This window comes from Corynebacterium sp. HMSC14B06 (assembly GCF_001807075.1).
In the GTDB taxonomy this organism is placed as follows: Bacteria; Actinomycetota; Actinomycetes; order Mycobacteriales; family Mycobacteriaceae; genus Corynebacterium; species Corynebacterium jeikeium_D.
Genome location: NZ_KV787395.1, coordinates 25,922 through 40,433, shown reverse-complemented (window position 1 = coordinate 40,433; position 14,512 = coordinate 25,922). Strand labels below are relative to the sequence as shown.

15 protein-coding genes are annotated in these 14,512 nt (G+C 58.9%); 7 read left to right on the top strand and 8 right to left on the bottom strand.

Going from position 1 to position 14,512, the window contains the following annotated elements:
• Positions 1-43 precede the first annotated feature (43 nt).
• The gene (locus HMPREF3130_RS08440) at positions 44-628 is read right to left on the bottom strand and encodes a hypothetical protein (protein WP_246815135.1); all 585 of its coding nucleotides are present in this window, start codon (positions 626-628) and stop codon (positions 44-46) included.
• Between the two features lie 257 nt (positions 629-885).
• Positions 886-1,449 carry a hypothetical protein gene (locus tag HMPREF3130_RS08435; protein WP_042388222.1) on the bottom strand — a complete coding sequence of 188 codons (564 nt, stop codon included), beginning with the start codon at positions 1,447-1,449 and terminating at the stop codon, positions 886-888.
• 130 nt (positions 1,450-1,579) lie between these two features.
• Here HMPREF3130_RS08435 and HMPREF3130_RS08430 point away from each other — a divergent pair, with 130 nt between their 5' ends.
• Positions 1,580-2,413: a DUF1266 domain-containing protein gene (locus HMPREF3130_RS08430; RefSeq protein WP_016421456.1), complete on the top strand. Its 834-nt coding sequence runs from the start codon at positions 1,580-1,582 to the stop codon at positions 2,411-2,413.
• A gap of 333 nt (positions 2,414-2,746) precedes the next feature.
• Entirely contained in the window at positions 2,747-2,923 is a 177-nt protein-coding gene (locus HMPREF3130_RS11380; protein WP_005510144.1) for a hypothetical protein, read from the top strand.
• Positions 2,924-2,962: 39 nt separating this feature from the next.
• On the opposite strand, the gene HMPREF3130_RS08425 is transcribed toward HMPREF3130_RS11380, so the two are convergent.
• Both HMPREF3130_RS08425 and HMPREF3130_RS08420 read right to left on the bottom strand, forming a co-directional pair.
• The gene (locus tag HMPREF3130_RS08425; RefSeq protein ID WP_070429754.1) at positions 2,963-4,150 is read right to left on the bottom strand and encodes a lipase family protein; all 1,188 of its coding nucleotides are present in this window, start codon (positions 4,148-4,150) and stop codon (positions 2,963-2,965) included.
• Between the two features lie 137 nt (positions 4,151-4,287).
• Positions 4,288-5,220, bottom strand: a complete 933-nt coding sequence (locus tag HMPREF3130_RS08420) for an HhH-GPD family protein (RefSeq protein ID WP_070429753.1) — start codon at positions 5,218-5,220, stop codon at positions 4,288-4,290.
• Between the two features lie 29 nt (positions 5,221-5,249).
• On the opposite strand from HMPREF3130_RS08420, the gene HMPREF3130_RS08415 reads away from it, so the two are divergent.
• Positions 5,250-5,882: a carbonic anhydrase gene (locus HMPREF3130_RS08415; RefSeq protein ID WP_038626595.1), complete on the top strand. Its 633-nt coding sequence runs from the start codon at positions 5,250-5,252 to the stop codon at positions 5,880-5,882.
• 4 nt (positions 5,883-5,886) lie between these two features.
• Complete coding sequence (locus HMPREF3130_RS08410; protein ID WP_038626593.1) at positions 5,887-6,597, top strand: hypothetical protein; 711 nt, start codon at positions 5,887-5,889, stop codon at positions 6,595-6,597.
• Here the strand turns inward: HMPREF3130_RS08410 and radA are convergent.
• Both radA and HMPREF3130_RS08400 read right to left on the bottom strand, forming a co-directional pair.
• Positions 6,594-8,153 (bottom strand): DNA repair protein RadA, encoded by a 1,560-nt coding sequence (gene radA, locus HMPREF3130_RS08405; RefSeq protein ID WP_049180934.1) that lies wholly within the window; start codon positions 8,151-8,153, stop codon positions 6,594-6,596. The two genes, HMPREF3130_RS08410 and radA, sit on opposite strands and share 4 nt — an antisense overlap.
• 290 nt (positions 8,154-8,443) lie before the next feature.
• Entirely contained in the window at positions 8,444-9,130 is a 687-nt protein-coding gene (locus HMPREF3130_RS08400) for a hypothetical protein (protein WP_070429752.1), read from the bottom strand.
• A 153-nt stretch (positions 9,131-9,283) separates the two neighbouring features.
• Here HMPREF3130_RS08400 and HMPREF3130_RS08395 point away from each other — a divergent pair, with 153 nt between their 5' ends.
• From HMPREF3130_RS08395 to rlmB, 3 genes are all read left to right on the top strand, one after another.
• Positions 9,284-9,859 (top strand): CarD family transcriptional regulator, encoded by a 576-nt coding sequence (locus HMPREF3130_RS08395; protein ID WP_070429751.1) that lies wholly within the window; start codon positions 9,284-9,286, stop codon positions 9,857-9,859.
• 139 nt (positions 9,860-9,998) lie between these two features.
• Positions 9,999-11,402 (top strand): cysteine--tRNA ligase, encoded by a 1,404-nt coding sequence (gene cysS / locus HMPREF3130_RS08390; protein ID WP_042388940.1) that lies wholly within the window; start codon positions 9,999-10,001, stop codon positions 11,400-11,402.
• Between the two features lie 57 nt (positions 11,403-11,459).
• A complete protein-coding gene (rlmB, locus tag HMPREF3130_RS08385; RefSeq protein ID WP_016421447.1) occupies positions 11,460-12,404 on the top strand; it encodes a 23S rRNA (guanosine(2251)-2'-O)-methyltransferase RlmB in 945 nt (314 codons plus the stop codon).
• A gap of 554 nt (positions 12,405-12,958) precedes the next feature.
• Here the strand turns inward: rlmB and HMPREF3130_RS08380 are convergent.
• Together HMPREF3130_RS08380 and HMPREF3130_RS08375 are read right to left on the bottom strand one after the other, a co-directional pair.
• Entirely contained in the window at positions 12,959-13,831 is an 873-nt protein-coding gene (locus HMPREF3130_RS08380) for a metal ABC transporter permease (RefSeq protein ID WP_016421446.1), read from the bottom strand.
• Positions 13,831-14,511: a metal ABC transporter ATP-binding protein gene (locus HMPREF3130_RS08375; protein WP_016421445.1), complete on the bottom strand. Its 681-nt coding sequence runs from the start codon at positions 14,509-14,511 to the stop codon at positions 13,831-13,833. Before HMPREF3130_RS08375 ends, HMPREF3130_RS08380 begins: the two co-directional genes overlap by 1 nt.
• Position 14,512: the final 1 nt, after the last annotated feature.

The following is a 14,512-nucleotide window of genomic DNA, read 5'->3' as shown; positions in this document are numbered from 1 at the left end:
TGTCTATATGCGGTCTTTCCTAAAAGCGCGGAGAGTCGTAGTTCTACTTGGCCACGCCGAGGTCGACCAATGCTTTCTTTGCCACTTCGGGGTCATCATTTTTGATCATGTACTCAACGATTCCCTGATCATCTGGGAGGATTTCCGCAACTGTGATGAGGGACTCCACTCGCTGCGCCTTGAATGTGGAACCGCGCGTTGATTCTGCCGGAATCTCAACGGCATCCAAGACGGGCTTGCCGTCACGAACGGCGGCGGTGGCGGCAGGGTCATCGGTGAAGACTACGTAACCAACGTCGGGTGCCTTCGTAGTATCCACGGAACAGTTGGTACCCATTGCCTGTGGGGCAGGGGCGCTATCCGCACCATAGTAGCTAAACACCACTTCATAGTCTGTGCAGGCCCGCACGAAACTAGCAATCGGTTCGGGTGCGTGGTCGGCAGAGGTGAGGCCGCCAGCGGTATCCCCACCAGTGGCACCGGTAGCGCCACCGTTGGAAGCGCCGGGATCGGCAGGTGCTTCAGCGGCGGACTGTGCGGGAGCAGCGGACTCGTCTGACTTGTCACTAAAGAGCGCGTCTTTAGCCGCAACGTAGGCAATCGCTAGCACCACGATGCCCGCTATCACTAAGGGGAGGAGTAATAGCTGCTTCTTTACACTGAGACCTTTCGATGCGCCGCTGGCCTGAGCACCTGTCGTGCCCGCACTGGAGTTTGACCTGGAGATAGCAGTCGTATTTGCTGGAGACGCTCCAGTTTCTAGTAACGAGCCATGCTTGATGTAATGGCGATAGCCATTTTGCGCAATAGCCAGGTTTTGCTCGATGTGTGATGTGTCTTCTGGCCCATTTAAGCGGTCGGGCGAACCCGGGTATGCAAGTCGAATCATTTTTCAGTCCACCACCGTGAATCAATGTCGGAGTACAGGGAGCGCATCGACTCTGCAAACTCTTCCAAGCTATTGCGATTGAGACGGTGCTTGTTTTCTTTCCATCGCTCAAACAGCTCAGTTGACGACACTGCACGCGAGGCCTCAGTTCGTGCCTCTCGGCCTGCGGTCAGAGCCCACTGGGCGGCAAATTGCACACGTTTCGCAGCCTTTTCTGTGAAACCGCTCCACACTTTATATGTGTTGTAGAGCTGGGCCACGACGGCCCAGCCGCCCTTGTAAGGCAGAACTGTGACGTTGCCCAGGTTGTCAAGTTCAAGGAACTCAAAATGGGATGGATCCTTCTTATCGGCGGTCACGAGGATCCTGCGGTTGGTGACAAACGCGGCACCATCCACCCCACTTGCTTTCGTGGCGGCGGCCTCGAGCACAATCTCGTCGACACCAAGACCTTCTACAACAGCGACGGCGGCAGTGCGCACAATCCCGGAATTACCGGTACGTTCAAGTGCGGCACCGAGATCTGGCCGGTCGGTCAATGCAATTTGGGGTCCTGTCATGCACACGAGACTAGCAACACAATAAAAACCGCGCCTGCCGTTCAGTGCTATGACATAACTCACCCCAGGTGTGGGGTGGTGTGTGAAGTAACGCTGACTCAACCCCGAAACCTCGGTACGTTCTGTGGGTATGAGCTCAACGTTCACGCCAGCAAAGTTTGATGATACTTGGATCTACCGCCTTACAAAGTTCCCATGGCCGGAACCGGCGCCGAGCAAAGATGAGGTGCGCCGCCACTCTTGGGGAATGGTGTACAAGAGCAATAAGGCGTTTGCGACCCCGCTAGGGGTTGAGGCCATCAACGCAAGGGCGGCCAAGTACTACAAAACATCTCTCGAGCAAAACTGGGGGGTCACTGGTGCACAGGAAGCGTATCAGGTTATTGATGCTCTGCTCGAAGGTGGCCAGCACGTGGAAAATGACCTGCTTTTACCGCTCGCATATGCAGTGAAGGACATCTCTGAGAACGAGCTCGAGGCAGAGATGGAGGAGCGAATCGAGTTTCTGAAAGACTTCTTTGTTGTCCAAGGCGTGGATCCGCGTGGTGCAGAACATAAGTTCCGTTACCTTGTACGGATGTTGCGCTCGGAGGGCTTTGCCAAAGCAGCGGCCCCGGCACTGCCCGCCACTACTCGCGCATGGGACATAATCCGTGTTCACAGCGTTGGTGGCGCGGCAACGGAGCTGGGGTGGATCTCTCCAGAAGAGTTCCTTCAGATTTCAGACAAGGCCGTGGCGGCGCTGCAGCGCTACTTCGTGTCGTGGGCTGACGTAGCCGCAAGTTTCTGGTGGGGTCGAATGATCTGGGCGAGTGATGGTGAGCCCGACGTCACCGCTGCGATGAAGGATCAATCGCAACGGCTCACCGAGCTGCTCGCACACAGTGATTCGCCTTGGGTGCGCGTGCCCTTGCACGACATCCAGGCCGAGGAGCCATTCGCATCCCTGGGCGGTTTGCACTAACTAGCTGTCGTCATTGTTCGGCGCGCTGTGGCGGTGGCCGGTTTCATGAGCTCACTAGGGGCGGTCACAAATAACGGATTGAGGCATCTATGGCGCAGGGACGGCGAGTTCAACGACATCTGCAAGGCGAAGTTACCTTCACCAATATGAGGCAAGGTCGGTAACGTTGATGCCGATGAGCGGTGCCTTGGCCGATTCTGAGGAAGATGACGGGCGTTCTCGGCAGCGCTGACGGTATCCTGAGCGTTTGTATCTGGCGACATCAAAGGTACTGCCAATCAGGCTACTGCCGAGGCAGAGACCGAATCTGATAACTCCGAGGGAGAGAACTAAATGGGGATTCAATTTCGCAAGAAGCAGAACCTGGACAAGGACACGTGGCTGAACTACTCGGGTTCGGGAGTCTCTGGTTCTAAGCGTATCGGTCCAGTGACCATTAACAGCCGTGGCGGTTACACCGTCCGACTGGGCAAAGGCTTGACCTTCCGCGGTCGCTGGAAGAAAAAGTAGCTGTATTTGCTAGATGGAGGAAAGTGGCGAATGTCGCCGCTAGTACCCCATTTTCTGATTCACCCACGCAAGCATCTCTTCGTGAGTGAGCACGTAGGCAAGGCCGTGCGTCCCATCACCGAGGTCAGTGTCGACCTCCACGTAGGTGATGTCGGCGCCGGCCTTTTGCCACTTCTGCACAAGCTCGCGTGCCGACGTCACGGGTAACACATCATCCAATGCATTATGGGTAACGAACACGGGCATACTGGGAGTCTTTGTGCCCAGAGCCTGTTCGTCCACGTGGCGTCGAACGGCGGGGGAGAGCTCCGGCGAGCGCAGATTCTCCGCTATCCCCAAGTCGTTGGCCGTAAATGCCTTGGTGTCATTGCGAGGCCAACGTTCGACAGTGGCGCCAATGCATTCATCGGCTGTGAGCTTCAAGAAGTCCTGCCCGAGCGGGCTCAGCATGCGCTCGATTGGTTCTTTTGTCTCTGGGTACTCTGCAATCAAGCCGTTCATGAAGTATCCAACGAGTCCCGCCAGCGCCGAGCCGCGAATATGCAGCGCAGTGTCGGTGAGATCGGCCGGAATAGCCCCGGCGTAAACAGCGCGGATGTTCAACTCCGAGGCGTACTCATCGGCTAGCTCGGCGGCTGCAGCGGTGGCACCTCCGCCCTGTGAGTAGCCGAACAGCGCAATGGGAGTATCTGCAGGTAGTTGTAAAGTTTCAATAGCCGCTCGCGCCATATCGAGCGTGTTATTCCCGGCAACCTCACGGTTGAGATACGGATGTACCCCGGGCGTGCCGAGCCCCTGGTAATCCACGATGGCAACATTCCATCCCTGTGCCAGCAACTGAGGTGCCGGAGGCGTCGGAGGTGCTTCGTAGCGCAGCGCAACCGAACTGGCACAGTTATCGGCCATCCCGAGAGTCCCCGGCGCAATCACCGCCAGAGGCCGTGGGGACTTCTCCGACCAGCGGGCATAGGGCTGCAATACGGTACCAGATACTGCTGTTTGGCGGTGGTCGCGTGCACCTGTGGAGGAAAACACGACCCGCTGTGCGCGTGGGGGCGCATTGACCGGAAATGGTGTCTGCGTAATTACCTGCCCCGGAGGCAATCGCTTCACCGCAGAAGAGTCAGAATCTGAGGAGCCGAAGTCGATGGAACCTAGTCCATCCACCGCTGAGCAACCGCTGATCCCACCCGCGCTAGTGCCAATCAGAGAAATTCCGAGCACCATGCTCAGTGCAATTCTGCGCTTACTAGCCCCAAAGAGACAGCGTTGGCGCTGAGATCGATGGAGCGAGGCATTCATGCTCCTAATTCTAGGCAACGCACTTGTTCGAATCTGGTCTTTACCGGAGCATTGCCTCGGTGTTAACGGGGCAACTGGAAGCGGCCATCGGGAGTTTGCTCCGCAAGACCGTCGTCAAGCAGGGAAAACAGTGCGCGGGAACGCTGATGTGCATCATCCCAGACCGCATCGAGAGCGGCCTGTTCGACGGGGGAGTCGGCGGCGCGGAGCACGTCGAGAAGCAAGCCCCGGACTTGGCGGTCGGTGCCTTCGAACTTCTGCACACGCCGTTTAGCAGCGGCGATTTCGTGGTCTTCGGGTTCGGGGCGACCGGCGGCAATCCATGCGCAACTGGTGGCGATGGGGCAGACCTCGCACTCGGGTGTCGTTCGACAGACGGTAGCGCCGAGTTCCATGAGCGCGACGGAAGTCTCGGCCGCAGTCGTGGGGTCGAGTGGTAGGAACTCTTCGACGAGCGCCATGTCGGCGCGTTTGGCGATGCCGGGTAGGTACGTGCCCTGGCGGTGTCGTCGGAGTACGCGGCGCACGTTGATGTCCACCACCGGCGTGCGCGCGCCAAAAGCAAACGCCGCTACCGCCCGAGCGGTGTAGTCTCCTACCCCCGGAAGGGCTAACAGTGTGTTCACGTCGCTTGGTACTTCGCCGTCGTGCTTTTCGACGATCTTTTCTGCGCATTCACGCAGCCGGAGTGCACGTCGGGGGTAGCCGAGTTTTCCCCACATACGTAGGACTTCATCCTTGGGCGCGACTGCCAAATCGGCTGGGGTGGGCCATTTTTCCAGCCAGGCGCGCCAGGAGGGGATGACGCGGGCGACGGGAGTCTGTTGACTCATCACTTCGCTGACGAGCACAGCCCATGGTGAAGTGCCTTCTTCGCGCCAGGGAAGTGGCCGCATGTTGGTGCGATACCAATCACGTAAGGCGGCATCGACGTGTTCGTCGAAGTCGTCGGATTGGTTAATTGCAGAGGTCAATCTACATTCTCGCTTTCCCATAAACAGCAGAGTCGTTGCACAATATAGCTATGAGCAATTCTGAGAGGACTCCTGAGAGTGTATGGCAATCGATGGTGCGCGGAAACCTCCGCTTCTGCGAGAGCAAGACTGCGCATCCTCGCCAGGACTTGGTTCGTCGTAAGCAGCTGACGCAGGGGCAGAAGCCGAAGGCCGTTGTGCTGGCTTGCTCGGATTCCCGCGCTCCGGTGGAGATTATTTTCGATCAGGGCTTGGGCGATGTATTTGTAATCCGTACTGCCGGTGAGATTACTGACCTGTCGGTGCTGGCTTCGCTGGAATTCGCAGTTGATGGTCTTGGAGTTCCGCTGGTGATTGTTCTCGGTCACGAGTCCTGCGGCGCTGTGGCTGCGGCGAAGAATGCACTGGATGGTGGCGAACTGCCGGGTGGTTTCCAGCGTGTGCTGATTGAAAAGGTCACCCCGTCGCTGCTGGCGGCTCGCAAGGATGGCGAGACTGAAATCGACGAATTTGAGCGTCGCCACGTGCGCGAGATTGTTAATCACATTATTGATCGCTCTCCGGAGATTTCGTCGCGACTGGAGACCGGCGAGGTAGGCGTTGTCGGTATGCGGTACCGCTTGGAGGACGGACGCGCTGAGACCGTCGTTACCCATGGAGTCAGCGAGAACCCGCTAACCTAAATGTGTGACCAATAAGCTGCCTCCAGAAATCTACCGGCGTCGGCGTATCGCCGCGGCGGTGTTGCTCGTTATCATCCTCGTTCTCCTGGGCTGGGGTATTTCCGCACTGGTAAACCGGGACAGCGAGGATTCTGAACCGGTGAATGTCACCAGGGATGACGGGAAAGAGGTGACTCCTCCGGAACAGCCCAAGGAACCTTACGCGCCTAAGTCTGACAAGGACTCGGAGAACGACAAGTCTGACAAGGACGCCAAGAAGGGCGACAAGGAAGGCGAAGACTCCGCGAAGGATGACGCTCAGGCGGCGCTTGCGAGCAAAAAGGACTGTACCCTTGCAGATCTGCAGGTGACGGCCACCTCGGATCAGCCGAACTACGGCGATGAGCAGCCGACTCTGGCGATTACCGTCCACAATCCCACCGGCGGTGAATGCCGCGTGAACCTTGATGAGCAGCAGTTGCGCTTCGAGGTGTACGACCTGGCAACGTATGAGCGAGTCTGGTCGGATGTGGATTGCAATGACTCCGAAGGCCACGGTGAACTGGTATTGGCACCGGGCGAGGAAGTCAACTATGCCGCCACCTGGTCGCGTCTGACCTCGGCGCCGAACAAGTGCTCCGAAGAAGACCGGGTCCCAGTTCCCTCCGGGTCGTACATCTTCTACGGCGTGATTGGTGACAACAACTCTGACGCCTACACGTTCAACATGCGCTAGCGCTTAGCTCCTAACCCAAGCTCAATGGCCTCGGCAACGGTGGCTGCTTCCAGCAGCTGCATCCCTGCCGGGCCTTTTGCGCCTCTGGGCACAATTGCCGTGTCGAAGCCCATTCGATGAGCTTCCTTAAGGCGCCACTCCAAATCGGTCACTCGCCGCACTTCGCCGGCCAACCCCAGTTCGCCGAGTGCAATGGTTTTGTCCTGGAAGGTCCGCTTAGTCATGGATGAGGCCAGTGCCAGCGCAATCGCCAGGTCCGCGGCCGGCTCCGACAGCGTCATTCCGCCGACGGTGGACACGTACATCTCCATGCGGGCCAACTGCTTGAAGTTACCGTGTTCAGTCAGCACGGCCGCGACCATCGGCACGCGCCTCGGGTCGAGACCAGAGACATTGCGTCGTGGATTATGTGCCTCGGTGTTGATTACCAGGCCCTGCACCTCCGCCAGCAGCGGTCTGCGGCCATCCATGGCCACGGTAATTGCAGTTCCCGAGGTCGGTGTTCGGTGATGCAAAAACAGCCCCGAGGGATCCTCAACTTCCGCAATACCGCCCGCGGTCTGCTCGAAGCAGCCCACCTCATCGGTGCTGCCGAAGCGGTTTTTCAGACCCCGCAAGAAGCGTAGCCCCGAGTGTCTATCGCCTTCGAAGTTGAGTACCACATCAACGAGGTGTTCCATCGTGCGCGGGCCGGCCACATTGCCGTCCTTGGTCACGTGCCCTACCAAGAAAATCGCAGTCCCGGTCTCCTTTGCCAACGCCGCCAGGGCAGAGGTTACGGCGCGGGCCTGAGCAACGCCACCGCGAGCACCTTCGACGTCGGCACGCATCGTCTGCACGGAGTCCACAATGAGCAGACCGGGGGAGAGCTCTAGCGTCAGATCGATGACGTCCTCGATATTCGACACCGCCGACAGGTACAGCGAGTCCGACAGCGCGCCAGTGCGCTCGGCACGCAGTCGCACCTGACCGACCGACTCCTCACCTGTGACGTAAAGTGTCGGCCCCAAATCGCCGTCCGCGCAGCGATAGGCCACTTCAAGCAGCAACGTCGACTTACCAACCCCCGGCTCGCCGGCCAAGAGCACCAACGAACCCGGCACAATACCCGAACCGAGCACCCGATCCAGCTCACCGATGCCCGTGCGCACCGCGTGCGCAGCTTTGGCGGAAATCCCGGTAATGGCCGTCAGCTCAGAAGAAGAAGTGGGGATTCGATCTGTTGCGGATGTCTCGGCGAGGAAACGTTCCTCCGCATCGTCGTCAAGCGCGCGCTGTGCTAAACGCTGGCTCTCAGCCGCGACGGAAGTGGAAGATGCTTTACGACGGTCACCTCGCGTGCCGGGCTCCGTTGTGGCAGCACTCCGGCGACGTTGCTTGGCTGCCCGGGTGGCGATTTTGTCCTCAAGGGTGGAGCCGGACTTCCCTCTGCTGGAGCGGATAGTGACCTTCTCCAGTGTGCCCCACTCTTTGCAGTTGGGACATTGACCAACCCATTTCGACACCTGCCAACCGCATGCCGAGCATTCGTAGGCTTCGTCTTTGGTCTTGGCCACGGTGCAACCGCCTTTGCTTCAAACGAGGGGGCGACAGACCCGACAACGTTTGGTGCGGGATGTGCGGGAAATGTCGCTAAAAAATTGCCCCAGATACGCGAGAACGGGCCAGGGCAGAGTCAATGACATGTGTCAAGGACTGACTGTACCGCCGTGGCCCGTATCAAGCGACCAATCGCCCATGCCCGCTCGATGAAGCTCCTCGCGTTATTTGCGGGACAGGACTGCGCTGTACCAGCGCCTAAAAGTGCGCTGCGCGCGAACAGCGCAGGAACACCACTGTGCTGCGATTACTTGGATTCAATCATGCCGTCAGCACCGCGGTTCGGTGCGCCAGCTTCCAGAATGTCAGCAGAGATGGTGATGTCCAGGTCGTAGGTGTTGGTCTGGCCCTGTGGGTCAGTGAACTCGAAGGTGGCCTCGCGGTTCTGGCCGGCAGCGCTGCTCTTGTCGCCAACCAGGGTGCTCGGGTCCAGCTCATTGGTGTAGTACGCGATGCAGCCGGTGTTGTCCTTAGCGGTCTTAGCCAGCGGATCGATGACGGACTTCGGGCCGGCAACGATCTGGCACTCACGCGGTAGGGAGTTCTCGCCCTTGGCAGCCTTAGCGAAGGAAGGAGTCTCAGCGACCTTCTTCAGCTCAACCTCGCCGATACCTTCAACGGTGACGGACTTCAGCGTGTAGACTGACTCGGCAGCGCGCTGCTGGTTGCTGGCGGAGAACTTCAGACCAGCGGTACCAGCCTCCGGGTCAACCAGGATGTGAGCGTCGCGGATGTTGACGAAGCCAAGAGCCGAGTTGGTGTTCTCAGCACCCTTGCCGGCAGCATCTTCGCCGCCGTTCATCGCACCGTCGACAGCCGGGTGCTGATTTGCGGTCTGCGAAATCTGACCGGCGCCACAAGCAGCAAGTGCAACTGCAGATGCTGCGGAGACGGTGATGAGGGCGCTGCGGCGAAGTACGGACTTGAAGGCCATGACTAGATTTCCTCCAGTAGCTTGAGGATGGGCGATAGGATTTTCAGTATTTAAAGAACACCTTAGTGTCTTCCTAAGATGTTCCCATACTACCCGTAAAATCATGGGGGGACATGATAGGGTGGAAGGCCGTTGGAAGGGCGTGTGCATTACATGGAATTCAGCATTGGCGATACCGTAGTTTATCCGCACCACGGAGCTGCGAAAATCGAAAACATCATTGAACGAGAGCTTAACGGTGAGACCGTTCAGTACCTCGTACTGCAGATTCTGCAGAGTGATCTGAATATCCAGGTGCCCGCCAAGAATGCCGAGCTGGTCGGTGTCCGCGATGTTGTCGGTGAAGAGGGGCTGCTGAAGGTCTTCTCCGTTCTGCGTGAGACCGACGTGGAAGAGGCCGGCAACTGGTCCCGTCGCTACAAGGCCAACCAGGAGCGCCTGGGTTCGGGCGACATTAACAAGGTCGCTGAGGTAGTTCGTGACCTGTGGCGCCGCGATCAGGATCGCGGTCTGTCCGCCGGCGAAAAGCGTATGTTGAGCAAGGCTCGCCAGGTTCTCGTCGGTGAGCTCGCGCTTGCCGACGGCGTTGATGAGGCCAAGGTCGAGGAAGTTTTTGCCCGCGTCGATGCCACTATCGAGCGTCACCGCGCGCTGGCACAGGAAGGTACCGCCGGTGAGAAGAAGGACGGGGCCGACGATAAGCCGGTGGACCTGGACGCAGACGCATAAGTCGTTTCCCTTCCCCGGTTCCTTCCAGTAGGGATTTTCTGCACTTTTCCGGTTAACGGCTAGCGCACATACATTGCCCGTGTGCGCTAGCCGTTTTCTCTTTTTCACCCGTATCTATTTCCCCGCTATGCTCGGGGCTGTGACTTTTCAAATCTTCGATACCGCAACCCGCCAACTGAAGGATTTTGAGCCTCTCCGCGAGGGGCATGCCTCCATTTACCTGTGCGGTGCGACTCCGCAGGCTCAGCCGCACATTGGCCATGTTCGCTCTGGCGTGGCCTTTGATATCTTGCGCCGTTGGCTGATCGCCAAGGGGTATGACGTCGCGTTTGTGCGTAACGTCACCGATATCGATGACAAGATCTTGAATAAGGCCGCCGAGCACGGCCGCCCTTGGTGGGAGTGGGTCTCCCGCTTTGAGCGCGAATTTACCTGGGCCTACAACCAGCTCGGTGTTCTTCCGCCGAGCGTTGAGCCGCGTGCCACCGGACATGTCACTCAGATGGTGGAGTATATGCAGCGTCTGATGGATAACGGCTTCGCCTACGCTGTCGATGGCAGCGTCTATTTTGACGTGGACGCCTGGTCCAAGGCTGAAGGCAGCGACTACGGTAGCCTGTCCGGCAACCGCGTTGACGAGATGGAGCAGGGCGAGACCAACACTCCGGGCAAGCGCGGTGCGCACGATTTCGCGCTGTGGAAGGCGGCCAAGCCGGGCGAGCCCTCGTGGCCGACGCCGTGGGGCAATGGCCGTCCGGGCTGGCACCTGGAGTGCTCCGCCATGGCCACCTACTACTTGGGCTCGGAGTTCGACATCCACTGTGGCGGTCTCGACCTGCAGTTCCCGCACCATGAAAACGAGATTGCGCAGTCGCACGCAGCCGGCGACGGCTTTGCTCGCTACTGGATGCACAATCACTGGGTCACAATGGCCGGCGAAAAGATGTCGAAGTCGCTCGGCAACGTGTTGTCCGTGCCGCATATCCTGACCATGGTTCGTCCGGTTGAGCTGCGTTACTACCTCGGTAGTGCGCACTACCGCTCCGTGCTGGAGTACTCCGAGGAGGCTCTGCAGGAAGCGGCAGCGGGCTACCGTCGTATCGAGGCGTTTATGCACCGTGCCGTCGATAAGCTCGGCGATATAGAAATCGGTGAGTGGACGCCGGCGTTCGAAGCAGCGCTCGACGACGACCTCGCCGTCCCACGCGCGCTCGCGGAAATCCACAACGCTGTTCGCGGAGGTAATCAGGCGCTTGCCGACGGCGACGAGACCAAGGCCAAGGAGATTGCCGGTGCTGTCCGCGCTATGGCCGCAGTCCTTGGGTTCGATCCGCTGAATGAGCAGTGGGCAACCTCCGATTCCGGTTCCGATGCGGCAATGCATGCGCTCGGTGTGCTGGTTGAGCACCAGTTGGAGGAACGCACCCGGGCTCGTGCAGAGAAGGACTGGGCTACGGCTGATGCTGTGCGCGACCGTCTGAAGGAAGCGGGTATCGAGGTAACTGATACCGCGGATGGTCCAGCATGGTCTGTCGCTGACTAGGGCTGAAAAGCTGGCTTTAGGCTAAAGAAAACTATTAACAACAGGAAGCAGGTAGCTATGGCAGGCAACGGTCGTCGTGGTGCAGTGCGCAAGGCAAGCAAGAAGAACGTTGGCGGCTCCGGTGGCCAAAAGCGTGGCTTGCGTGGCAAGGGGCCGACCCCGAAAGCAGAGGACCGCGTTTATCACGCAGCTCATAAGCGGGCGAAAGAGAAGCGCCGCCGTGACTCGGGGCGTCATGAGCGCAAGGGGGATGGCACCGAGCTGGTAGTTGGCCGTAACCCGGTCGTGGAGTGCCTGCATGCAAAGGTGCCAGCGGCCGCGCTGATTGTGGCGCTGGGTACCGACAATGACGAGCGCCTGCAGGAGTCAGTGCGTATTGCTAACTCCCGTGGTATCCCGATTCGCGAGGTACCCCGCCACGAGTTGGACACCATGACCGGCAACACCATGCACCAGGGTATCGGCCTGCAGATTCCGCCGTACAAGTACGCATCTGTCGAAGATCTGATTGATTCTGTGGCCCAGACCGGTGAGCCGGGCCTTATCGTCTGCCTGGATAACATCACTGATCCGCGTAACCTGGGTGCGGTCATTCGCTCGGTGGCGGCCTTTGGTGGTCACGGTGTGGTGATTCCGGAGCGTCGCTCGGCTGCCATTACGGGCGTCGCCTGGCGTACCTCTGCTGGTACTGCTGCGCGTCTGCCGGTTGCGCGGGCGACCAACATGGTGCGCTCGCTCAAGCAGTTCCAGAAGGCTGGTTACCAGGTCGTTGGACTGGATGCCGGTGGCGATCACACTCTGGACACTTACGACGGCACCACCCCGGTGGTTATGGTCGTCGGCTCTGAGGGCAAGGGACTTTCGCGCCTGGTGCGCGATACCTGTGACACCATCATGTCCATTCCGATGACCGGTTGGGTTGAGTCGCTCAACGCTTCCGTTGCTGCCGGCGTGACTCTGAGTGAGTTTGCCCGCCAGCGCCGGGCTAAGAGCAGTCAGTAGCGCATTTGATACCCCCGTAGGCGCCATTATCAATTCGTTATAGTAATGGCGTTTACGTGGGGTATTTTGCGTTCTAAATGGCGGCCGGTACTTATGGCTACCCCCAGTAGTTCAGCGCTTTAAAGATAATTCTATTTCCGGCGTGCGCTGCAGAAATGACGGCGTTATTATCACTTCCAACAGAAAATTATCCGTAGTTTCCTGAAGGGGAGGGCGGGCATATCATGCTCCTAGAAATGGGGGCGTAATTGGCCGTAGTTTAGGGAAGCGCACGGACCTAGCGGTGGCTTGTACAGCTAGCTTTGGGTCACTGAGATGTCAGACCACGACATCCTCAGCGTTAGTTTTTCTGTCTGCCGGGGCAACCCATTTCGGCAGTCTCGCAGTCTTAAAAAGAGCTGGGGGTATTGGAGTCTGCTTTTAGAGAATCCAGCAAAAATACGGGCAGCCCCTCGGTGGCGAGAGGGAAGGTGCGCACCTTCTCCGCAATCGTCACTCGAGGGGCTGCCCGATGTTTTTGTTGTTTTAAAAGCCACTCCGAAAAGCGTATGTGTCTATTTGCTCCACTTGGCAGCCTGGACGTCGTCACGCGTTGCCTTGCGCGATTGCACCGTTCCGATGGCGTAGCAGATCAGGTAGATGACAAATGCGATTGTCGTCACTAGAACGCTGACCGGGATGCCCGGTGCGAGTGAGAGAACAATGCCGCCGACGGCCGCGACCTCGGCGAAGATGGTCGACAGGATGATGGCCTTTACAGGAGAGGCGGTGACGAATGCGGCCGCAGCACCAGGGGTGATGATGAGGGCGATGACGAGCAGAGAGCCGACAATCTGTACGCCCTGGGCGGCGACGAGACCGGTGAGAATCGCGAAGTAAATCGATAGCGCCTTCACGTTGACACCACAGGCGGCGGCCATGATGGGGTCGGCGGAGGCGAATAGCAGCGGGCGCCATTTCCAGGTAACGCCGCCGACGACGATGACCGCGACGATGGCCATCGTCCATAGAGAAGTGTCAGTCAGACCAATGATTTGGCCGGTGAGAAGTGAAAACGCGGTACTTGTCCGGCCGGGGTAGAGGTGGATAAACAGCACCGATAAGCCCATGCCGAAGCTCAAGACCACGCCCACGACCGCATCTTGGCGCCCTCGAAGCGACAGTGCCGCCAGGACTATTGCGATGAGCACCGAACCGATAATGGCACCGCTGCTGACACTGACACCAAGTAGTAGGGCCGCGGATGCACCCATAAGTGCCAGCTCGCTGGTGCCGTGGACCGTGAAACTCATCTGTCGCATGACGATCAGGGGCGAAATGATGCCGGAGATTAGCCCGAGTAGAGCTGCCGCGATGAGAGCATTGTGGACGAACCCGACTTGGAGCAGAGCAGCGGTGTCGGAGAAATACTGAGTCAGTAGGGTCATTAGACGATAACCAGCTTTCCCTCGACACGGGCAACCGCAATGTTGGTTTGGTAGAGCTCCGAGAGCGTCTCTGAAGTGATAATTTCCTCGACTGACCCGACCGCATGTCCGTGCGGCGTCAGGTAGAGCACCCGGTCACAGACGCCCAGGATGGGGTTGATGTCGTGGGTGACAAAGACGACTGCCGTGTCGTTTTCCCTCCGATGCCGGTCCAGGCGCTCGACCGTGGTCCGTTGCGCCGCAGGGTCGAGGGAGAGCAGAGGCTCGTCGCAAAGCAAAAAATCTGGTGCCGAAACGAGCGCCTGCGCCTGACGGACAAGCTGCTGCTGACCGCCAGAGAGCGTGCCGACGCGACGGCCTGCAATACCGCCCGCGCCGACAAAGTCCAGCATTTCGTCGGTGGCGGAGCGGTTCTTGCCGGCCGCCAACTCGACGAGGTCGCGAACCCGAATGGGCAGTGAGGGCTCGAACATCCGCTGCTGTGGAATGTAGCCGAGGTTCCCGTCGACTTTTACTGAACCGTGAGTCAGCTGGCGCATGCCAAGGGCAGCGGTCAGCAGCGTGGATTTGCCGACGCCATTGGGGCCCAGGATGGCCAAGAACTCGCCGGGCTCGATATTCAAATTGAGACCGGACCACAGCGGCTCGACGGCTGCGTCAGTAAAAGTCAGTGAGGGCAAA